Genomic DNA, 22793 nt, shown 5'->3' on the forward strand with positions numbered 1-22793 from the left:
CGTCCCCGTGTACGGATGACGGAGGACGGTCTGGTGCTGCCGCGGTTCCTGGTGGGCGAGCGTGTCGAAGGGGCCGGGTCATGACCGCGGCCGTGATCTCGGTCTCCGCGACCGAGCCCGACTGCCTGACCACGATCGCCCGGGCCCTGGCCACGGCGACCCCCGGTTCGACGATCGCGGTGCGCCCCGGCGTGTACCGGGAGAAGCTGGTGATCACCTCCAACGTCACGGTCGTGGCCGAGGAGGGCCCGGGCACGGTGACGATCGAGGTCCCCGAGGGCGGCGGTCTGCTCGTGGCCCGGGGCGCGGTGGTGCTGCGGGACCTGGAGTTGCGGGGCGGCGACGCCGACCTGCCGATGATCCAGATGGCGGGTGGTCTGCTGCGCCTGGAACGCTGCACGATCCGCACCTCCGGGGTGGCGGCCGTGCACCTGCGGGGCGGCCGGCTGATGATGGACCGCTGCCGGGTCGGTAACTCCGCCGGTGCGGGCATCATCGTCGAGGACGGCTCCGGCGAGATCACCCGTACCACGGTGGACGACATCGAGGGCAACGGGATCGTGCTGTCCGGCGACTGCGCGCCGGTGTTCCGGGACTGCACGATCTCGAACGTGCGCGGCATCGGCCTGGCCTCGGCGGGGCAGAGCCGGGCGGTGTTCGAGAACGGCCACATCTCCGGCACCACCGGGCCCGCCGTGGTGGCCCAGGGCGCGAGCCGGATCACGCTGCGGCGCACGGTGACCGAGGGCTGTCAGGTGTCGCTCTACGTCGGCGAGCAGGGCACCCCGACGGCGGAGTCCTGCGAGTTCCGGGGCGCTGAGGCACACGGCGTGATGATCTTCGACCAGGGCGCACCGGTCCTGACCGACTGTGTGATCGACGCACCGGCCGGGCACGCGGTACGGGCGGACGGACGGGCCCGGGGCGAGCTGAGGCGCACCCGGATCACCGGTGGCGGCGCCATCGCGGTGGCGATGTCCGGCACCGCCGTGACCGTCGTGTCCGGGGGCGAGATCTCCGACAACGACGCGGCCGGGGTGATCTGCACCGGCTCGTCCACACCGATGCTGGACGGGGTCACGATCCGCCGGACGCCGGTGGGCGTCGCGATCGACGAGACCTCCGCGCCGACTCTGCGCGACCTGCGGATCGAGGAGATCCAGACCGGTGTGCACGCGACCGCGGGCGCCGGCCGGATCGAGCAGACCGAGGTGATCGGAGCCTCCCAGTACGGCATCCGGCTGGGCGGTACGGCGGCCACCACGGTGCAGGGGTCGCGGGTCCGCGGTGGCCGCACCGGCATCCTGGTCACCGAGACGGCCACCCCGTCCATCATCTCCTCCGAGGTGCTGGAGGTGTCCGGCACCGGCCTCCAGGTGGAGATCGGGGCCCGGGTCACCGTGGAGCGCGGCCGGGTGATCGACTGCGGCGGCGCCGGAGTGCGTTTCGAACCCGGGTCCGGCGGGACGTTCGAGCACGGTGAGATCGTCGGTAACGGCGGTGACGGCATCGTGGTCAGCAGTACCAAGGACATCCTGCTGCGCAGCCTCTCGATCCGCGGGAACGGCGGTGAGCCGGTCAATCTCATGGTCCCGGCGAAGGCGTTCACCGCGATCGACGTGGACACCGGGGCAGCCCCCGAACCGGAACCCGAATCCTTCGGGGCGGGGCCGGGTCCCGGATCCCGGTCCGGTGCTCCGGGGGGCTTCGAACAGGGGACGCCGGTGGGCCCCGGCGCGGTCGGGTCCGGGCCGTCCGGGCCCCGGGGGCCGTCAGCTCTTCCGGGCGGCGGGGGAGGAGCCCCGGACGACCCGGTGAGCTCCCTGCTCGCCGAACTGGACGCGCTGGTCGGCCTGGACGCCGTGAAGCGTGAGGTGGGCACCCTGGTCGGGCTGCACCGGATCGCCCGGCGCCGCTCGAACGCGGGCCTGGAGTCACCGCGGATGTCGCGGCACCTGGTCTTCGCCGGTCCGCCCGGTACCGGTAAGACCACGGTGGCCCGGCTCTACGGCCGGGTGCTGGCGGCCCTGGGCGTGATCGAGACCGGTCAGATGGTCGAGGTGGCGCGGGCGGATCTGGTGGCCGAGCACATCGGTGGTACGGCGGTGAAGACCACGAAGAAGATCGAGGAGGCCATCGGGGGCGTTCTTTTCATTGATGAGGCGTACACGCTGGCTCCGCCGGACGGTAGTAGTCAGGATTTCGGTCGTGAGGCGATCGACACGCTGGTGAAGCTGATGGAGGATCACCGGGACGAGCTGGTGGTGATCGTGGCCGGTTATGCGCCGAACATGCGTGCCTTCATGGGCCAGAACCCCGGTCTGGATTCGCGCTTCACCAAGACGATCGAGTTCGAGAGTTACAGCAGTGACGAACTGGTGACGATCGTGGAGCGGCTGTGCCGCAAGAACCACTATGCGCTGGAGTACGAGACGCAGGAGGCGTTGCGCCGGGTCTTCGAGAAGATGCCCCGGACGGAGACGTTCGGTAACGCGCGGGCGGCGCGGCTGGTGTTCGAGGAGATGCTGGGCCGTCAGGCCTACCGTCTGGCCGCCACGCCGCACATCGCGGAGATCGAGCTGGCCCGGCTGCTGCCCGAGGACCTCTCCGACGAGGTGGGCGGCCAGGAGGCGACCGTGAACCGGCGCCGCCTGGTCGACGCCCTGCTGGAGCAGCTGGAGGCGATGATCGGCCTGGCCGACGTGAAGCGCGAGGTGTCCGACCTGGTCGACCTGATCGCCTCGGCCAAGGCGCGGATCGAGGCCGGGCTGCCCGCGCCGTCGATGTCCCGGCACCTGATCTTCTCCGGGCCGCCCGGCACCGGCAAGACCACGGTGGCCCGGCTCTACGGCGAGCTGCTGAGCGCGATGGGGGTGCTGTCGAGCGGTCAGATGATCGAGGTGGCGCGGGCCGATCTGGTCGGTCAGTACGTCGGTCACACGGCGCGCAAGACGCTGGAGGTGTTCAACCGGGCCCGCGGCGGTGTGCTCTTCATCGACGAGGCGTACACCCTGTCGCCGCCCGGCGCGGGGAACGACTTCGGCCGGGAGGCCATCGACACCCTGGTCAAGCTGATGGAGGACCACCGGGACGAGATCGTCGTCATCGCCGCGGGGTACACCGGGGACATGGAGCAGTTCCTGAACGCGAACGTGGGCCTGGCCTCGCGGTTCAGCCATCGCATCGAGTTCCCCTCCTACGAGCCCGACGAGCTGGTCTCGATCTTCCAGCGGCTCGCCGTGGCCGGTGGTTACGAGCCCGCCCCGCAGGCCCTGCAGATCGTGCGCCAGCACTTCGCCCAGGTGGACCGCGGCTCGCACTTCGGTAACGGGCGGTACGCCCGGCAGGTGCTGGACAAGTCCATCACCCGTCAGGCCAGCCGGATGCGCACCATCGCCTCCCCGTCGATCGAGGACATGCAGATGCTCGGGCCCCAGGACGTGAGCGGGGCCCTGGCCCGGGTCTGAACTGATTGAGCGGATCAGGGGTCCGGCCTCCCGGTCGGTGAACCCTGCCCTTGGGCGCAGCCGTGAAGGGTAAGGCAAGCCGGCCGGACGCGGCCGGACGTCGTGAGCACGAGGAATGAGGCGGCAGTGTCAGAGTCTGGGACGGACGAGACGTTGTGGGGGCCGCCCGCCCATCGGCAGCGCGGAGGGTTCGAGTCTTTCGGGTCGGCGGACGACGACGCCACCCTGCCGATCCCGGCGCCCGTCGCGAAAGGCATCGAGGCCTGGCACGACATGCTGCTGCGCCTGGCCGGGGTCCTGCCCGACGACCTGATCACCGAGGCCCGGGGCTGGCTGGCCGAGGGTGGGCAGGTGGACGTGGCGCAGGCCGTGGCCTTCGCGGCCGCCACCGGCCGGGTCCCGGTGCTGTCCTCGGACGCCGACCTGATGGCCGCGCAGTTGCGGGAGGCCGGTGAGGACACCGAGCTGGTCGACACGCTCGACCGGGTGGACGAGTCGGTGATCCTGCCCATGCCGTGGGTCTTCGCCCCGGTCGACCCGCGTCGTGACGACCTCCACGATCATCCCGGCCCGATCGACCTGACCTCCGGTGACCTGGACCCGACGGCGGACGACGTGGACCACGCGATCCGTCTGGCCGCCGGTCAGGAATCCGGGCTGGTCGCGGTCTGGCGGGCCTGGCGCACCCCGGCCGACGGCGCCCCCTGGCCCGCACCGCGTCGCGTGTTCGTCGTGCAGACCGGCCCGGAGGTGACCGGGGAGAACCTGGTCGCGGTCGCCGCGCGCATCCAGGACGCCCTGGCCGGGGCCGGGGAACGGGACCCGCAGGTCGAGGTCTGCGGCCCGGGGACACCCGTGCCCGGCTACCAGAGCAGTGCCTGCGCCCACGCGGCCCTGGTCTGGGCCGAGGAGCCGGCCGTGCCGGTCCGGATGGCGCGGGTGTTCGACGCCGTCGACCCGAAGTTCGGCCCGATGTTCGCCGAGGACCACCCGCTCATCGAAGACCTCGGCGAGCTGACCCGGCTGCTGCAGTACCTGGGCAACGGCCTGCCGGTGCTCACCACCTCGGCGACGATGGGGGACATCCTCGACCCGGACCAGCCCGACGTGGTGCCGCTGACCTTCCGCACCGACGGCCACTGGGTCTGGACCGACACGATCAGCTACTACCTCGAGCGTTACGGTCTCGCCCCGGAGCCGGAACTGCTCTCCTACCTCCGGCTGACGCAGGACGCCGGGCCCGAGGTGTCGGACGTGGCCCTGCACCGGGTGCTGAGCTTCCTGCAGCGTCCCGACGAGGGTGAGCCGGTCTGGACCGTGCCCCAGGTGAGCGCCTGATGGAGAACCGGTCCCCGGCGACGGATCCGATGCGCCGGGTCCGTCGCCGGTCCCGCCCGTGGATGCTGAACCGGCCCGGCTGGGCCCTGTTGCGCGGCGGCGGGAACCTGCGGTTCGACCTCACCGGGGCGCCGTCCGTGACGCCTCCGGCCGACGGATGGGAACTGGCGCCGTCCACCCGCCCGGCCCCGCCCAGCCGGGTGCGAGCGGCCGCTCCGGACGTTCCGGCCGACGCTGCGACCGAGCGGGTCCTGGCCTCCGGCACCGCCACCCGGGCCGGCTGGTTCTTCCTGCCCCTGCCGGTGCCGGTGGAAGAGCTGCCGGCCGCCCCCGACCCCTATTTCGTCGTGCACATCCCGTTCGGCCGCAGCGGTTTCCGGGTCGCCGGGCGCCCGGTGTCGGTGCGGATGCTGGCCCAGGCCATCCATTGCAGCCCGGACTGGGGCCGTCGTCCGGTGGTGCTGGCCGTCAGCGGGCGTTTCGCCGCCGTCCTGCTGGCACCCGTGATGGGCAGCCTCTCCTCGGCGCTCGGGGTGATGGTGATCAGCAGCTCCGGCCCGATCCTGCTCGGACCCCGGATCATGCTCGCCGAGGCGGGTTTCGTGTCCCGTCAGCCCGGCAGCAGTGGGTCGGTCGATCTGGGACGCGTGCTGCCCGCCATGCGCCGCCCGCGGATCCCGGTCCGCGACAGGGCCCGGGCCGCCCGGGAGGCCGCGGCCGTTCCGGCGCCGCCCCTGTCAATGCCCCCGGTCGCTGCAGGCGCGGCCCTGGATTCCGCGCCGGCGGCGGCGTCCGCCCCGGCCCCCGTCTCCGCCTCAGCACCTGCCTCCCTCCCGGCGGCGGCGTCCGCCCCGGCCCCCGCCTCCGGCCCGGTCGAGGCTGCTGCTTCGTCGGCCACCGAGGCCCTGTCCCTTCTCGCCGAGGAGGCGGCTCCGTGGCCGGAGCCCCGTGCGGAACCGGTTCCGGCCGAGCCGTCCGCCCCGGTGGCGTCCTCCGTCTCGGCCGACCAGTTCCGGCTCCCGGCGGCAGATCTCGCGCTCCCCGATCTGAGCGCCCGGCCTGGGGCCGCCCCGGCGTCCGGGCAGAAGGAAACGACGCAGGACGCCGTTGCCGCCAGTGATCCCGATGCCACCGGAAAACCCGTCTGGGGAAGCGCACCCACGCCGAGCAAGACGCCGGGGTCGACGGAGCAGTCGACGGGACCGGTGTGGGGAACACCGGCGGGAGGGGCGGAACGACAGACCAAGTCGGTCTGGGGATCCCCGCACACGCAGCGCCGCCGTCCGGCCCGCCGGGAGACCGGGGCGTCCGACTCCTTCGAGGACATGCTCCGCCTGGTCGCCGCGCAGCAGGACGCCGCCGAGCAGGAGGAGAACACCCCCACCGCCACCGACACCCCCGCGGCCACCGAAGCGCACGACGCCGCAGCGGCCACCTACGCCCCCGTCGCGCACGACGCCGTCGAAACCACTGCCGCGCACGATGCTGCCTCGGTTGCTGTCGCGCAGGACGCCGTCGAGACCACCGCCGCGCACGACGCTGCCTCGGTATCCGCCGCGCAGGACGCCGCCGGGTTCGCTGCCGCGCGCGAGGACGTCGAAACCACTGCCGCGCACGACGCTGCCTCGGTAACCGCTGCGCACGACGCTGCCTCGGTATCCGCCGCGCAGGACGCCGCCGGGGTTACCGCCGCGCACGATGTCGCCGGAAGCGCCGACGGGCGACACCCGTCCCTTCCGGACGAGGTAGCGCCCCGGACGGTCCCGGAGCCGGCGGAACCTGTTCGTGCCGGCGGTACGGCACCGCCGAATCCCACCTCCGCGTACCCCGAATCCCCTTCTGGCATGCGGCCCGTACGGATCCTGAGCGATCCGAGCCTCCTGCAGATCGAGGGCATCGCCCGTGCCCTGCAGTTCACCCGAATCCCACCGGTGGTGACATCTTCCGGGTCGTTCGAGGCCCCTGACCCCACCCGGGACTCCGCGCCGGTCGGCCACACTGAGTCTGCCCGTGAGACCGCGCCGGTGAGCGACGCCGCGCGGGTGGGTGACGCCGAGCCGGTGGGTAACGTCGTGCCGGACAGTGCTGCCGTGTCGGCCAGTGGTGCCGTGCCGGACAGTGCTGCCGTGCCGGACAGTGCTGCCGTGCCGGACAGTGCTGCCGTGCCGGACAGTGCTGCCGTGCCGGACAGTGCTGCCGTGCCGGACAGTGCTGCCGTGAACGCCGCGCCGATGCCTAACGCCGCGCCGGTCGGTGACGCCGAGTCGGCCAGTAACGCCGTGCCGCCCGGTGAGGCCACGCCGGTTCGCGATGCTGAGCCGGTCCGTGACGCTGAGCCGGTCCGTGACGCTGAGCCGGTCCGTGACGCTGAGCCGGTCCGTGACGCTGAGCCGGTCCGTGACGCTGAGCCGGTCCGTGACGCTGAGCCGGTCCGTGACGCTGAACCGGTTCGGGCCGCCGCCTCCGGCCCGGCCCCGGGCATCCCGGATGCCGGTTCGGGCAGTACGCCGGAAACTGTCGACGACCCGCGGTTCGCCGAAGTTCCTGAGACGACTGAAAGCAGCCGTCCACCAGAAGGTCTGGCGACTGGATCGTCCTCTGGTGTCACCCGGGCCAAGTCCTGGCTGAAGCGCGCCGGAACCATGATTCCCTCGGCGGGTATCGCTGAAGCAGCTGGTACCACTGATGTCGCCGCCACCACATCGTCCTCCGCCCCGGCCGTTGCCACCACCCCGGCCACATCGAACCAGGCCACCGCATCGACCCCGCCCGCCGAGCCCGAGCCCACCCTGCCCGCAGCGGTGGCCCCCCTCGCCACCGGTCTACTCGAAATGCTCTCCGAGCCGGACATTCCCGCGCTCGCCGAGGCCTCGTCCATCCCTGACGAAGACCCGCTCGAGGCCTACCTGGCGGCCACCGCGGAGGCCTTGGCCGCAGCCGGGTCGGCAGCCGAGGAAGAAGCTGCGCAGGATCAGCCGGCCGGATCCGGGCAACCGGAACACCGGCGCGTCCCCTGGACCTCGATCTCCGGCGACGGTACCCGGGAGGACCGGGAACTGATCCGGGCCCTGCTCGGCTGGCGCTACGAGGCGCACTCCCGGGCCGTCACCGGCGTCCTCGCCCTGCAACCAGGCCTGCGCGCGGCCTCCGGCCGGGGCGACCTGATGGTCGGCCTGGTCGCGGTCCGGGCCCACCTGGCCGGGGCGAGCACGGTGGTGGACGCCGTGCTGCGGGGCGAGAAGATCCGTTCCGACGGTGGTTTCGCCGAGGTCGACGCGGCCGGGGCCGCCCTGCTGGCCCGGTGCGCCCGGTCCGGGCTGAGTCGGCTGCCGGCGGTGATCGGTCCGGTGTTCCGGGCGGGCAGCCCGGACACCAGCCAGCTGGAGCGCTACCGGTCCGGGGTGCGCCTGGTGGAGCCGGCCTTCACCGAGGCCCGGCTGGCGCCGACACCGGCGTCCGAAAGCACGGTGGAATACGCCATCTGGTCGCGGACGGCCCGCCGCACCGACCGGGTGATGGGGATCGACGACGAAGGTTCCCCCCGGGTGCTGTTCGCCCCCGGTACGCAGTTCGTCGTTCTCGACGTCTTCCAGCCGGAGGACGGCGACCAGCTGCGCGTGCTGCTCAGTGAGATCCCGGCCTCGGCGGCCGGGCAGCCGCCGAACGAGGCGGCGGACGAGCGGATGCGGGAACGGTTGCGGGAGTCGATCAAGAACGTTGCCAGGCCGATCACCCGGGTTCCGGAACAGTGGCGGTACCCGATCGGCATGCATTCCGAGGGCGATCTTTTCGCGCTCGAATCGTCAGAGGGAGCCAGGCCATGACCGTCACGGTGCTGTCGGTCTCGGCGACCGACACCGGATGCGTCAGCGGGATCGCCAAGGCGCTGGCCCGCGCCCGGCCGGGGGCGACCGTCGCCGTACGGCCGGGGACCTACCGGGAGTCGCTGACCCTGCGCCATGACGTCACGGTGGTCGCCGAGGACGGTCCCGGCTCGGTCGTGATCGAGGTTCCCCGGGGGCAGGGCATTCTCGTGGCCCACGGGAAGGTCGAGCTGAACGGGCTGACCATCCGCGGCGGCGATCCGGACCTGCCCGCCGTCCAGATGGTCGGCGGGGATTTGCTGCTGGCCGACTGCGAGATCGATGTCGACGGGGTGGCCGCCCTGCACGTGCTGGGTGGCCAGATCCGGATGGCCGGCGGCACGGTCCGAAACCTGACCGGTGCCGGGGTGATCGTCGAGGACGGCGGGGGCGAGTTCCGCGGCGTCACTCTGGAGGACGTCGGCAACGGCGGGCTGGTGCTCGCCGGTGACGGCGCACCGGTTTTCGAGAAATGCACCCTCACCCGGATCAAGGGCAGCGCCGTGATGGCCGGCGGCACCAGCACCGCGGTGCTGCGCGACTGCCGGATCAGTGAGGTGGACGGCGTCGGGGTGGTCGTCCAGCAGGAGGCCCGACTGCGGCTGGTCCGTACCACCGTGGACGACGCCAAGATCGGTCTCTACGTCGGGGGCGAGGCCTCGCCGGAGATCGAGAACAGCATCTTCAGGAGTGCCGGGGCCCACGGTGTGGTGCTGGGTGACACCGCCGACCCGTTGCTGACCGACTGCACCGTCCAGGACCCGGCCGGGCACGGCCTGCACGTCTCGGGCTCGGCCACCGGCACTTTCCGGGACTGCGCGTTCATCGGCTCCGGGGCGCCGGGTCTGGCGGTGATCGACTCGGCCGCACCGGTTCTCAGCGGTGGAACGGTCTCCGGTTCGGCGGGTGTCGGGCTGCTGCTGCTCGGCTCCTCGGGTGCGACGGTGGAGGGCCTCACCCTGACCGGGAACCGGGTCGGGGTGTCGGTGGAGGATGCCTCCCAGCCCCTTCTGCGGGGCCTGACGATCACCGGGGGCCACTACGGTCTCCACCTGGGCGGTGGCGTCGTCACGGTCGAGGACAGCACGATCGAGAATGCCACCCGGGCCGGTGTGCGTCTGGCCGGTGAGTCGGTGCTGGTCATGAACAACTCCCGGATCCTCGGCAACCGCGCCGGTCTCGACCTGGCGGCGGGATCGCGGTCGACGGTGAGCGCCACCGACGTCGCCGGGTCCGGGCACACCGGTGTCCTGATCGGCGACGGCGCGGTCGCCGAGCTCACCGGCTGCCGGGTGCGGGACACCCAGGGCAGCGGTGTGGTCTGGGCCACGGGCAGCCAGGGGGCCCTGGCCGACTGCGAAGTGGTCTCCAACGTGCGGGACGGCGTGGAGGTGCACACCAACCGTCAGGTCTCGATCCGCGGCTGCACGCTGCGCGGCAACGGCGGCGAGGGCCTGGCCACCGCGAACCCGGGCATCGTCGTGGACAGTTCGGACGTCGACCTGGGCAACAACGGCGTCCGTCCTTCGCCGGCGGCGCGTCCCACTGAACCCACCGATCCCACTGAACCCACCGATCCCACTGAGTCCACTGAGCCGGCCGAACCCCGTAGGCCGGCCGGCGGGCGTCCTCCCGTCACCTCTCCGGGCACCGGAAATGGTTCACCGGAAACGTCTTCCGGTGACCAGCCGAAGCTGTCGACGTACGACAAGCCGGCCCCGGAGACTGTCGCCCAGGAGGACGAGGGCGGCGCCGACCCGGTGAAGCAGTTGCTCGAGGACCTCGGCGCGCTGGTCGGGCTGGACGCGGTGAAGCGCGAGGTGGGCACGCTGGTCGGGCTGCACCAGGTGGCCAAGCGCCGGGCCGACGCCGGACTACAGTCTCCGCAGATGTCGCGGCACCTGGTGTTCGCGGGCCCGCCCGGTACCGGTAAGACCACGGTGGCCCGGCTGTACGGAAAGATCCTGGCCGGGCTGGGCGTGCTCAAGACCGGTCAGATGGTCGAGGTGGCCCGGGCGGATCTGGTGGCCGAGCACATCGGTGGTACGGCGGTGAAGACCACGAAGAAGATCGAGGAGGCCATCGGTGGCGTTCTTTTCATCGACGAGGCGTACACGCTGGCTCCGCCGGACGGTAGTAGTCAGGATTTCGGTCGTGAGGCGATCGACACGTTGGTGAAGCTGATGGAGGACCACCGGGACGAGCTGGTGGTGATCGTGGCCGGTTATGCGCCGAACATGCGTGCGTTCATGAGCCAGAACCCCGGTCTGGATTCCCGGTTCTCGAAGACGATCGAGTTCGAGAGTTACAGCAGTGACGAACTGGTGACGATCGTGGAGCGGCTGTGCCGCAAGAACCACTATGCGCTGGAGTACGAGACGCAGGAGGCGTTGCGCCGGGTCTTCGAGAAGATGCCCCGGACGGAGACGTTCGGTAACGCGCGGGCGGCGCGGCTGGTGTTCGAGGAGATGCTGGGGCGCCAGGCCTACCGTCTGGCCGCGACACCCGATGTGGCCGAGATCGAACTGGCCCGGCTGCTGCCCGAAGACCTGAACGACTCCTCCGAGAAGTCGCAGAGCGAGCAGTCGGCGGCCGGTTCCGTGGTCGACACCCTGATGCGCCGGCTCGAGGGCATGATCGGCCTGGCCGAGGTGAAGCGCGAGGTGGCCGACGTGGTCGACCTGATCGCCTCGGCGAAGGCCCGCGTCGAGGCCGGGCTGCCCGCGCCGTCGATGTCCCGGCACCTGGTCTTCGCCGGTCCGCCCGGTACCGGTAAGACCACGGTGGCAAGGCTTTACGGTCAGCTGCTGAATGCCATGGGTGTGCTGGACACCGGTCAGATGGTCGAGGTGGCGCGGGCCGATCTGGTCGGTCAGTACGTCGGTCACACGGCGCAGAAGACGCTGGAGGTGTTCAACCGGGCCCGTGGTGGTGTGCTCTTCATCGACGAGGCGTACACGCTGGCCCCGCCCGGCGCCGGCAACGACTTCGGCCGGGAGGCCATCGACACCCTGGTCAAGCTGATGGAAGACCACCGCGACGAGATCGTCGTCATCGTGGCCGGGTACACCGGGGACATGAAGCAGTTCCTGGACGCGAACGTGGGCCTGGCGTCCCGGTTCAGTCACCAGATCAACTTCGCCTCGTACAGCCCGGACGAGCTGGTGGCGATCTTCCAGTCGCTGGCGGCGCTGGGTGGTTACGAGGCGGGCGGCGACACCATGCAGGTGCTGCGCCGGCACTTCGCCAAGGTCGACCGGGGCGAGACCTTCGGCAACGGGCGGTACGCGCGGCAGCTGCTGGACAAGGCGATCACCCGGCAGGCCAGCCGGCTGCGCACCATCCCGAACCCGTCGTTGCGGGACATGCAGGTGCTGACCCAGGCCGACATCACGGCCGCGCTGGGCCGGCGCTGAGACGGACGCCGCGCCCGGGCCTCAGAGCCCGGGCCCGGCGCCCGAGATGATCCGCCCCGCCAGCGCCGCGGCCCCCAGCGCCGCGCTGTACTGCGGGTCGGCCAGCACCGTCACCGGTCGGCCCAGGTCTTCCGCCAGCATCGCCGACACCAGGGGGATCCGGGCGGTACCGCCGGTGAGCAGGACAGCGCCCAGGTCGGCCGCCCGGACCCCGGCGGAGTCGAGGACCCGGCGCAACGCGGGCAGGCCGGCCGTGAGCTGCGGGCGGATCCACTGCTCCAGCTGGTCACGATCCAGAGTCGGTCGGTGCCCGGTTCCGGGTAGCTCCGCCTCGACCACCACCTGCCGGGCGGTGGAGAGCGTCTCCTTGGCCTGGACACAGGCGTCCCGCACCTGCCGTAGGGCGGCCGAGTCGTCGGGCCGCCCGGAGTCGAGCAGACCGACGGCCCCGTCGGACGCCAGGTCCAGGTGTGCCATCACCGCGTCGTCCAGGTCCACCCCGCCGAACCACTCCAGCGACTCGGGCACGCCGAGCACCCCGATCGAGTTCGGTGAGGTGCGGATCACCGTGGCGTCGAACGTGCTGCCCCCGGCGTCGTACACGGCGATCGGCTCCGGGCCGGCGGGCGGCCGGTGACCCAGGTGCCAGGCCGTCACCGCCTCGGCCTCGGCGAGCAGGGTCACCTGACCCCGGGCGAGCCCGGCGCGGCGGGTGACCTCGGCGAACTGCTCACGCCGGTAAGGACCCCAGACCGCGGGGAACGTCACCACCACGTGGCCGGGCGGGGTTCCGCCGTGCTTCGCCGTCACCCGGCCGAGGGCGCTGACGAGCAGGGCCGTGAGGAGTTCGCCGGCCGTGCAGTCGTGCCCGCCGAGCCGGATCGGCGTGGAATCGCCGAGTCGCCGGCGGAAGAGGTGAGCGGCGATCTCGGGCCCGCCGGTGTTCGCGGTGGTGAGTGAACCGTCCGGGGCGACCCGCACGACGGAAGGCAGGAGGACGGAGTGCGAGCGCAGTCGTACCATCTGAGTGAGATCGGCGCGGTGTATCGCCGCGGCGGTGAACGCAGTGCCGAGGTCGAGGCCGAGGCCGTAACTCAAATGGACGCCCCTCGTGTGCAATGCGTGAATCATTTAGTCGCCTTTAGGATAATCCAAACCGGTAACCTGCCCGGCTGTACCGCTACGGCTACCCGAAGGTTCATCGACAAGACCTATGGCGATCACATGACCGACCCCGGCGACGATGAGTCCGCTCCGCTCACAGTGGCGGTGGCGGAAGACGGCGCGCTGTTCCGCGAGGGGCTGGTGCTCCTGCTCGAGGCCACCGGCCACACGGTCGTGGGAGCGGTGGACGACGGCGACAAGCTGGTGACCCTGCTCGGGCACACCCCTGTCGACGTGGCCGTGCTCGACATCCGGATGCCGCCCGAACCGGACGGCGGCCTGGTCACGGCCCGCCGGCTGCGAGAGCTGCACCCGAAGACCGGCCTGCTGCTGCTGTCGCACTATGCCGAGGCGCACTACCTGATGGAGGTGCTGAAGATCGGCACGGAGGCGATCGGCTACCGCCTGAAAGATCGCATCTCCAGTGCCGACGCCCTGCGCGACTCGGTGTACCGGGTGGCCCGCGGGGAGATCGTGATCGAGCCGCTGGTCGCCGGTCAGCTGGTCGGCCGGGCGGCCGGGCAGCCCGACGAGCTCGGGTCGCTGACCGGCCGCGAGGCCGAGGTGCTGCGCCTGATGGCCGAGGGCCGGTCCAACTCGGGGATCGCCCGTGAGCTGTTCCTCTCCCCGAAGGCCGTGGAGAAGAACGTCGCGGCGATCTTCTCCAAGCTGAACCTGCCCACCGACGCCACGTCACACCATCGCCGGGTCCTGGCGGTCCTCACGTATCTGCGGGCCCGGCGGGAACGGTGAGTGTTCTCCCCACCGGTCGCGACGACCTCCTGGCCGGGGTCGCGGCGATCCGCCCGGGGCCCGGTGGGGTTCATCTCGTACAACTGTGTCAGTGGCTGCGTTCGGGACTCGGGGTGGCCCGGGTGCGGCTGGTCCTGACCGACGGCAGCGAGTTCGCCTGGCCCGGTGACGCCGTCCCGGCCGGCCGGCACCGGCGCTGGGTGCGATTGACGGCCGGCCGGGAGAAGGCCGGTGACCTGTACCTGGAGCACCGGTTCCGGTCGCTCGGCCGGCGCCGCGAACGGCTGCTGACCGAGGTGGGCGATCTGCTCGGCCCGATGCTGCGCGGGGTGGTGGTGCAGAACGAACTCGACCGCTCGCTGGAATCGGCCCGCGGTCACGCCGAGCGGGTGGCCGCCGTGCGCCGCCGGGCCTTCGGCGAGCGCGTCGCCGAGCGCCGGGAGATCGAGCGGGACCTGCACGACGGTGCCCAGCACCATCTGGTCGCCCTCGGCATGACGCTGGGGCTGCTGGAGCTGTACGCCCGCAACAATGATCCGGCCGGTCAGCAGAACCAGTTGCGGCGTCTGCGTAAAGGGCTGGACCGGGCCGAGAACGCGCTCTACCTCACCGCGACCGGGGGTAGCCCGCTGCTGCAGGAGGCCGGGGTCTATCCGGCGCTGACGGCCGAGTTCAACGACGCGGGAGCCCAGATCCGGCTGGAGGTGTCGGAGTGGGACACCACCCGGCGCTACGAGGTCGCGGTGGAGCTGGCGGTCTACTTCATTTGCCTGGAGGCGGTGAACAACGCGCGCAAGTACGCCGGAGGCGCCGAGGTGGTGGTGCGCCTGGCCAATTCGCCCGCCGGGCTGGCCTTCTCGGTCACCGACACCGGTCCCGGCCTGGAGGCGGGCGATCTGCAGGGATCGTCGGGCATGGCCAACATCCGGCGGCGGATCGTGGCTGTCGGGGGTCGCCTCCAGGTGCGCTCGGCGCCCGGGGCGGGCACCGCGGTGCACGGGTTCATCCCCTTCTGAGCGCCGCCGGACGGGAGACACGCTGCTCCAGATCAGCCAGCTCGGTGGCCCCGAGCCGCAGTTCCTCCAGGTCCTGCTCGAGCGATCCCAGCCGCTGAGGCGGCGGCGGGTAGAGCCGGGCCAGCCGCAGGATCGTGCCCAGGGCGGTGCGGGCGCGCAGCAGGTCGGCCCGGGCCACCACCTCGGTGGTCAGGGTCTCCGGCAGGTCGCGCCAGTCGGTGCCGGCCAGGAGGACACCGGCTCCGGGCAGCACCACGTCGAACCTCTGGTCGGGGGCGTCGGGGGAGGGGCGTACCACCACGTCGGGCACCGTGTCGATGATGCCGATCGAGAGGTCGCCGCGCAGGCCGGGCAGGCCGCCCGCCGGGGTGGCGTCGTTCCCGCTCAGCACCGGAACCAGCACCAGATCCGGCCGGGTGCGTACGATTTCGGTGATCCGCTCGGCCCGGCGGCTACTCTGCTCGAGACCGGTGACGGCCACGTGCACCGGTTCGTCCAGGCGGCTGAGCAGGCGCCGGGCCCGCGCCGAGCCCGGCCCCTCGGCGTACCGGGCGACCAGCCCGAGAGCCTGGGCGCGCACCCGGGCATGCAGGTTCACATGGGCGACCAGGGTGGCCCGGGCCACCGGTTCCAGTTGGTCCGGGACCCAGGCGATCACCCGGATCCCCGGCGGGGAGGCCTCCACCTGGACCCATCCGCCGAGCACGCCGAGCCGGTCGGCGTCCACCGCCAGGGCGGCCTGCATCGCCGCCTGCTCGGGCCCGGCCGAAGCCGTCATCGTGACCTGTAGGCCGGACGAAAGGGTCTCCAGGAGGCGGTGTTCCAGAGTGATCTGGAGGTTGGTCCCGGTCTGACCGAGGGCGTTGAGGGCCGCGGCGATCAGGTAGTAGAGCGAGGTGGCCACCTCCTGGTCCACCCGGGCCGGGATCGACCCGGTGATCCGCACCGGTCCCGGGTGGGCGGCCGTCACCTCGGCCAGGGCGGCGCGCAGACCGCGGCGGTGCAGCACCTCCGGGTGGATGCCGCGGACCAGTGAACGGAAGTCCGCGACCAGCCGGTCGAGCTGGGCCCGGAGGTCGTCGAGCCGGCTGGTGAGGTCGGGTTGCTGCACCAGCCGGTCGATCGCGGCCTGCAGCGGGGTGAGGCGGCCCTGGCTGAACGAGACCACCTCGACGGCCACCCGCCGGCGTTCCAGTTCCCGCACCCCCGCCAGCCGCCGGGACGAATCGAGCACCTCACCGGCCAGCTGTGTGGTGTAGGCGACCTGGCGGCGTAGATCGGTCTGCAGTTGCTCGCGCCGGTGGAGCACCATCAGGCAGTTGGCCGTGTCGTTCAGCTCGCGGCGCTGTCGCCGGGTCGAGCGGCGCCCCGGGGCCAAGGTCAGCGCGGTGTGCACCTGCTCGCCGTCGCGGAGCAGAACCTGGGACCGCAGGTCGGGCCGCCGGACGAACTCCTCGACCGCCTCGTCCTCGGAGGGGGCGGCGTCGGGCGGCCAGCACATGACCGAACGCAGTCGATCGGCATCACCGGGCACGGCCAGCCAGAGGCGCGCGTGCCCGGCGCGGGTGACCTCGGCGAGCCGGCGCAGTAGTGCGCGCCGGGCCAGGGAGACGGGAAGCCGGGTGTCGAACCCGGCCAGGGCGGCGTAGGCCGACCGGGCCGTGACCACCGCTTCCGGCTCGGGAAGGACCGGTATCGCCGACGGTGTCGCAGGGGCGTCGGGTGTCGCGGCCGGCCTGGTCGGCGGCGTGCGGCCGGCGGCCTGGTGGGGCAATCGAACTCCCGTCCTGTCCGCGTTCCGTCACGGTGCGTCCGCGCACCGCATGACCTTTCACCCGGGGTGAAAGGGAGCGGATCTCGCCGGAACCTTAGCTCGCGCGCGGGCCGTCCGCGAGGGATGGGTGAACGTCAGCCGACGCTCCAGCCGTGGTACCGGTCGTGAAGGAAAACGTTTCCGAGGAGGGGGCTGCCGCCGGGGCGCAGACCGCGGGGCCGGTGGGCGACGCAGCCGGGCGGGCGGCTCACCTTCTGCGGCGGCTCCGGGCGGAATTGCGGACGACGAACAGCGCGGTTCCCGCCGTCCCCGGCTTCGCGGCCCCGGAGGCCGGACTGCTCTCCTGGCTGCGGGAACACGCGCACCCGCAGCTGTACACGGATGACCTCGAGCAGTCCCTGGCCGCGGTCCCCGGCCCCCTCGGTCTCCCGGCTCCCCGGCGGGCCCCGGACTTCCTCGCCGCCCTCGACGTGGATGAACTCCCGGTCGCGGCGCTCGCGCCCTTTCTGCGGGCCATCAGCCTGACCGGCCCCGACCCGACCGCGGCCGGCCTGACCCCGCGGGCCCTGCTGGACGCACCGGATCCCGGGCACCTGGTGCACATCGTCGGACCGACGGCGGGCGGCCCCAACGACGTGCCGTGGCCGGACCCGCAGGATGCCCGGCATCCGGGCGCTCCGGGTGAGGGGCTCCGGTTCGTGGTCTGGACCGGCATCACCCGGGAGCGGGCCCGGTCCGGTGACCCGGTCGTGGCCTCCTTCCTGGCCCGGGCCACCGAGGACGGCGTCCTGCTGGTGAACGTCGACGAGGTCTTCCACGCCGGGGCCCCGATGCTGCTGCACCGCCACTTCCGGCTGGAACTGGCCAAGCACACCGCGCCCGGTGAGGCCGCGGCCTCGCGTCACCTGGCCCTGGAGGTCCTGGCCCGGTTCGGCGGGACCTGGACCGCCTCGTCGATGCCGGCCCCCCGCACCGGCGAGGCCGGGTTCGTGATCGAGGTGTCCGGCGACGGCCCGGAGGACCTCACCCCCACCCGGGTCGTGGCCCCGGCCCGGCACCGGGTGCTTCGACTGTGGCGCGAACTCGTCCGGGTGCACGAGATCAATCCGCAGCGAGAACTTTTCGGCGGCCCGGAACGCATGACCGGGCTCGGCCCGGGCCTGCCGCCCGAACATCGTCCCGGCCGCCACCCCGAGCAGTACCGGGCGGGGCTCGTCCTGCGCCGGCTGCTGGAGACCCTGGACCTGACCCCGGAACGGTCCACGATCACCCCGGCGGTGCCGGGCCGGCCGGCCGGTCTCCCGATCGGGTCCCCGGCCCCGGACGACGTGGCCCTGGCCCGCGACCTGGTCGCCGCGACGCTCCGCCGGGCGGCCGACCGCGACGGCGACCTGCACCTCACCGCCCTCGCGCCGGTGATCGAGGCCGCGTCGGACCCCGGGGCACTCTGGTCGGCCGTGATCACCCAGGTCGCGAAACTGGCGGACTCACCCGGGCCCGGCCCGGTACGGTCGGTGACCGGAGCCCGGCTGGACGACGAGGGGATTCCGGTGACGGTGCGGCTGCCGGCCCCGGTCGAGCAGATGCTGCGCCACGGCCCACACGGCCAGGGATGGCTCGGTGCGCGGATCGCGGTGAATGACGGTCCGGTCTGGCTGCTGGGTGAGCTGGTCGAACCAGCGCTGCTGTCGCCGGCGGCGTTGCCGGCGCACGACGAGGAGGACGAAGTTTCCGGTTCGGTACGGATCCCGGTGGAACGGTCGCAGCTGGTGGCCGGGGTGTCGGGGCAGACCTCGTCCAGTATTGTCGCCGGGCTCGTGCAGATGGTGCAGCAGCACCGCACGATGCCCGTGGCACCCCTGTCCACCGAGGTCAGCGACCTCGATGACGACTGGGGGAAAGGCGTTCTCGGCTGGCTGCGCGAGCTTCTCGGCTCCTCGGTCGGCGAGAGCGGGCACGAGCACGAGCTGATCGGCCAGCTCGGGCCGGACCTGTTCGGATTCCGCCGTCCGGAGCCCGCGCCGGCGTTCCTGGAAGGGATCGACAGCCGCGCCGTGCCCGCCGACCGGGTGGCCTCGTTCCTGGACGCCCTGAGCCTGACCCGTCTGGACGGCTCCTTCCTGGCCCCCGCACCGGAGGATCTGGCGCCGGACCGGCTCGCCCCGGGCCCGGTCAGTGCTCTGCGACCGGGGGGCGACTGGGGCGTGCCCGACGCCCCCGGCCTGATCCCGGACTCGGCCGTGCCGCACCTCGTCCACGGCATCTGGCTGGGTGGGCCGGCCCCTGAGCACGGCCTGCTGCGGGCCAGTTTCGGGTCGGCCGCCCAGCACTACGCCGACCTGGTGCGGTTCGTCGTCTGGACCGATCTGACCCGGGCCGAGGCGGCCCGGGCGCTGTCCGCCCCGAACCCGTCCGGTCGCGCCGCCGGCATCGTGTCGATGCTGGAATGGGCCCGTGAGCAGGGAATCTCGGTGGTCGCGGTGACCGAGGTGTTTCACGCCGACGCGCCGATGCGGCTGTGGGACCAGTACGTCACCGACATGGTGAAACTGCTGCCGCGCGGCTACTCCGGAGCCAGCGACCGGCTGCGGCTGGAGATCATGACCCGTTTCGGCGGCGCCTACGTGGACGGTGACAACCGCTTCCTGCTGCACGACGACCGGCGCACGCCACCGGAAAGTGAGACCGTGCAGACCCTTCCGGAGATGTTCGCCGCGGTCGCCCAGTCACAGCTCGCCTTCACCCCGCACTCCATCCCGCCCGATCGGATCAACTGCGACGTGATCGTGGCCCCGGCCCGGCACCCCGCCCTGCTGCTGTGGCGCGAGCTCGACCGGGTGGCCTGCTCGCTCCCGCAGCAGCAGTTGTTCGGTACGAACGAGCTCCTCCAGCGCCGGGCCGGGTCCTCGCCCGACCGGCTCTGGCTCCGGTACACCGTGGCCCAGCGGGTCGGGACGGTGCACAACAGCATGCTCGGCCTGCTGGGCGTGGCCCCCGGTGACCCCCGGCTGGTGCCGGTGCTGGGGGCGATCCGGGAGACGAGCACCCGCAGCTGGTCCGGCTCCGACCGTCCTCCCCGCCGGGTGGCCGCGACCACCGGCAACATCACCGTGCGCACCGCCTCGGTCATCGCCTCGCTGATCCGCCGGATGATCGCCCGCCCCGGCAACCTGCATCTCAGCGCGGTGGCGCCGGTCATCAACGCGATGGCCGACCCGGACGCCGTCTGGGTGGCCGTGCTGCGGTTCTTCTCGCTCCTGGGCGAGCGGCACCCCGCTCTGGTGACGACCTCGGTGACCCGCTTCCGCTGGGCCGACGACGGCAGCCCGGACTACCTCGGTCTGCCCGGCGAGGCCGAGGCCGTGCTGGAGCCCGCCCCGGACGCCCCGCAGTGGTTCCTGAAACACACCTCCGTCCCCGGCCGCCCGGGCTGGGCCCTCGACGAGACCGTGACACCGGTCCGGCTTCTCGCCCCCGAACAGGCCCGGGGGCGCTCGCGCGGGCGCCGCGCCGCGGCCGGCCGGGCCGTCGTCACCTCGGCCGGCTGGCTGCCGCCGGGCTTCGTCGGCGTCACGCTGACCGGACGCCACGGCACCGCCTGGGCCCTGGACGGCGACGGCGCCGAACACCGCGTCACCCCGGAGGACATCGCCGTGCGGCTGTCCGGCGTCGGTGCCCTCACCGGCCCGGTGCTGCTGCGGATGAGCGGAGGCCCGGAGCACGGGCGGTCCTGGTTCGCCGCCCGCCTGTCCGTCCTGCTGAACCGGCAGGTGGTGGCGGCCCACGCTGCGGGCCCCGCCCCGGCCCCGGCCCCGGTGGGGTCCGCCGGCGAACTGCGTGCGCGCGAGGAGAGCGCCCGGGCCCGGCGCACCCGGCACGGGGCGAGGCTCCTGGCCGATCTGGAACGGCTCGCGCCGCTGCCGCCGTCCCCGGGCCCGGGCAGCAGCCCGGCGGACGGTCCCGAGCAAGACGTTCCGGTGTCCGCGGCCGTCCGCGAGATCCAGCCCTGGCTGCGCGGACTGACCACACCGCGGCTGCACACCACCGCCCTGGAGGCCGACCTGGCCCGGCAGATGGGCCCCGACCCGTACCGGCGCCGCGCCCGCCCGGCCCGCCCGGCCTGGCTGACGATGAACCCGGCCACCCTGCCGGTGGAGGGCGTGGCCCCGTTCCTGCGCTGGCTCGACCTGGCCCGCCTCGACCCGGAGACGGCCGGCACCGACCCGGACGGCGGGGAGCTGGGGGTCCGGCTGATGCTCGGCGCCACCGGACCGGTGAGTACCGTCAACCGCGACCGCGCCGCCCGTGCCTGGGGACAGCCCGCGGGAGCCCCCCTGCTACCGGCCGAGGGGGCCGTGCCCCATCTCGTCCACGTCGTGCGGCTGGACGGCCCGGTGCCCGAGCACGACCCCCTGCGCGCCCGGATCGGGGACGCCGCCCGGCAGTACCTGGGGCGCGTGGAGTTCGTGCTCTGGACCGACATCAGCCGCGCCGAGGCAGCCGCCGCCCTCACCGGCCCCGTCACCGGCCCCGATTCGCAGCCGACGGGCCGGTCCGCCCGGATCCGCTCGATGCTCGCCTGGGCCCGGGGGAACGGCGTACTGGTGGTGCCGGTCGCGGAGGTGTTCCACGGCCAGGCCGATCTGGTGCTGGGGGAGCAGATCGCGGCCGAGTGCGCGCGGCGCACCCCGCTGGGCCACTGCGTGGCCGCCGGCTACCTGCGCGCGGAGATCGTCTCCCTGATCGGCGGGGCCGCCGTGCCCGACGGCCACCGGTTCGGCAGCGGCACCACGCTTCCCGGCCTGTTCGGCGAGGTTGCCTGGTCGGCGGCGGGTTTCACCGTGCAGGAGCTGGACGAAGCATTGGACGACGGGGTCATCGTCGCCCCGGCCGGGCATCCCGCGCTGCGGTTGTGGCGGGAGTCGGCCCGGCTGCGTTACCTCTCCGACCAGCCCGCGTTGTACGGCGGCCGGCACCGGATGACCGAGCGGTTCCGGGGTGTGGCCGCCGGGCCGCGCCGGCACCCGGTGGCCCGGCGGGCGCAGGGCCTGCACGCGCGCTTGCTGGAGTCACTCGACCTGGACCCCGGCCTGCTGGTTCCGGTGGCCCCCGCGGTGGAGTGCCTCCCGACCCCGGAGCGGTACCGGGAGACCGTGCCGCTGCCCGCCGGTCCGGACGAGATCGACCCGGCGGAAAGACTGGTCGACATCATCACGGTGCTCTCCCACGAACTGGTGGCCCGCCGGGGCGACCTGCATCTGTGCGAGGTGGCCTCGGCGGTCGGTGTCCTGCCCGACCCCGACGGGGCCTGGATCGCGGTGCTCACCCGGATCGCCCAGCTCGGTGCCGCCGAGCGGCTGCCGCCGGTCCGCTCGGTCACGAGCTACCGCTGGAACGAGCTCGGTGAGCTGGAGACCGTCGCACTGCCGCCCGAGGCCCAGGCCCTGATCCGGAGCGACGCCGACCCCGACCCCGGCACCTGGCTCGGCGACGGCCTGAACCGGCCCGGCCAGCCGGTCTGGCTGCTGGACGAGATGGTCGAGCCCGCGCGGCTACGGCTGCCCGGAGCCCGGGAACCGCGGGAGCGCCCGGCCGCCGTCACCCCGGCACCCCCGGCCGACGGGGAACCGCTGGGCCTGAGGTACGGCGAGGAAACCGATCTCGGGCTCCAGGGTGTCCTTCCCCCGGGACAGACACTGGTCAGCGCGCGCCGCTGGTGCGGATCGCCGTGGGGCGGGTCGGGCCGGATCACCCCGGAGCAGATGGCGGAAGACCTGATCGAGGCCGGGCTGCACGAGCGGCCGGTGATGATCGTGACCGTGCCGGGGAGCCGGAACGCCGGTGGAACCGCGGAGATCGGTCTCGGGTCGTTCGCCGCGCAGCTGGCCCGTCTGCTCGGGGTGCTGGTGACGGCGGTCGACGCCCCGCTGCCGGAGAGCGCCCGCGTGCGCTGGCCCGGCCTCGGTGAACCGGTCCGGTGAACACGGTGAACACGGTGCGCC

General features: G+C 72.8%; 9 protein-coding genes. 7 read left to right on the plus strand and 2 right to left on the minus strand.

Features of this window, described 5'->3' with window-relative positions:
* Window positions 1-80: 80 nt before the first annotated feature.
* From LR393_RS01830 to LR393_RS01845, 4 genes are all read left to right on the plus strand, one after another.
* A complete protein-coding gene (locus LR393_RS01830; RefSeq protein ID WP_231481090.1) occupies window positions 81-3467 on the plus strand; it encodes a right-handed parallel beta-helix repeat-containing protein in 3387 nt (1128 codons plus the stop codon).
* Window positions 3468-3593: 126 nt separating this feature from the next.
* Window positions 3594-4805 carry a hypothetical protein gene (locus tag LR393_RS01835; RefSeq protein ID WP_231481091.1) on the plus strand — a complete coding sequence of 404 codons (1212 nt, stop codon included), beginning with the start codon at window positions 3594-3596 and terminating at the stop codon, window positions 4803-4805.
* Complete coding sequence (locus tag LR393_RS01840) at window positions 4805-8629, plus strand: hypothetical protein (protein WP_231481092.1); 3825 nt, start codon at window positions 4805-4807, stop codon at window positions 8627-8629. Before LR393_RS01835 ends, LR393_RS01840 begins: the two co-directional genes overlap by 1 nt.
* Complete coding sequence (locus tag LR393_RS01845; RefSeq protein ID WP_231481093.1) at window positions 8626-12084, plus strand: right-handed parallel beta-helix repeat-containing protein; 3459 nt, start codon at window positions 8626-8628, stop codon at window positions 12082-12084. Before LR393_RS01840 ends, LR393_RS01845 begins: the two co-directional genes overlap by 4 nt.
* A gap of 21 nt (window positions 12085-12105) precedes the next feature.
* Here LR393_RS01845 and LR393_RS01850 read toward each other — a convergent pair whose 3' ends face one another.
* Window positions 12106-13182, minus strand: coding sequence for an Hsp70 family protein (locus LR393_RS01850; protein ID WP_231481094.1), 1077 nt, complete (start codon window positions 13180-13182; stop codon window positions 12106-12108).
* A 126-nt stretch (window positions 13183-13308) separates the two neighbouring features.
* Between LR393_RS01850 and LR393_RS01855 the strand changes: the two genes are divergently transcribed.
* The gene (locus tag LR393_RS01855) at window positions 13309-14001 is read left to right on the plus strand and encodes a response regulator transcription factor (RefSeq protein WP_231481095.1); all 693 of its coding nucleotides are present in this window, start codon (window positions 13309-13311) and stop codon (window positions 13999-14001) included.
* Complete coding sequence (locus LR393_RS01860; RefSeq protein WP_231481096.1) at window positions 13998-15017, plus strand: sensor histidine kinase; 1020 nt, start codon at window positions 13998-14000, stop codon at window positions 15015-15017. The genes LR393_RS01855 and LR393_RS01860 overlap by 4 nt, the downstream gene beginning before the upstream one ends.
* On the opposite strand, the gene LR393_RS01865 is transcribed toward LR393_RS01860, so the two are convergent.
* Window positions 15004-16791 (minus strand): hypothetical protein, encoded by a 1788-nt coding sequence (locus tag LR393_RS01865; protein ID WP_231481097.1) that lies wholly within the window; start codon window positions 16789-16791, stop codon window positions 15004-15006. The two genes, LR393_RS01860 and LR393_RS01865, sit on opposite strands and share 14 nt — an antisense overlap.
* A gap of 164 nt (window positions 16792-16955) precedes the next feature.
* Here LR393_RS01865 and LR393_RS01870 point away from each other — a divergent pair, with 164 nt between their 5' ends.
* The gene (locus LR393_RS01870; protein ID WP_231481098.1) at window positions 16956-22772 is read left to right on the plus strand and encodes a hypothetical protein; all 5817 of its coding nucleotides are present in this window, start codon (window positions 16956-16958) and stop codon (window positions 22770-22772) included.
* The last annotated feature ends 21 nt before the right edge of the window (window positions 22773-22793 follow it).

The sequence above is a fragment of the Kineosporia mesophila genome, assembly GCF_021129235.1.
Taxonomy (GTDB): Bacteria; Actinomycetota; Actinomycetes; order Actinomycetales; family Kineosporiaceae; genus Kineosporia; species Kineosporia mesophila.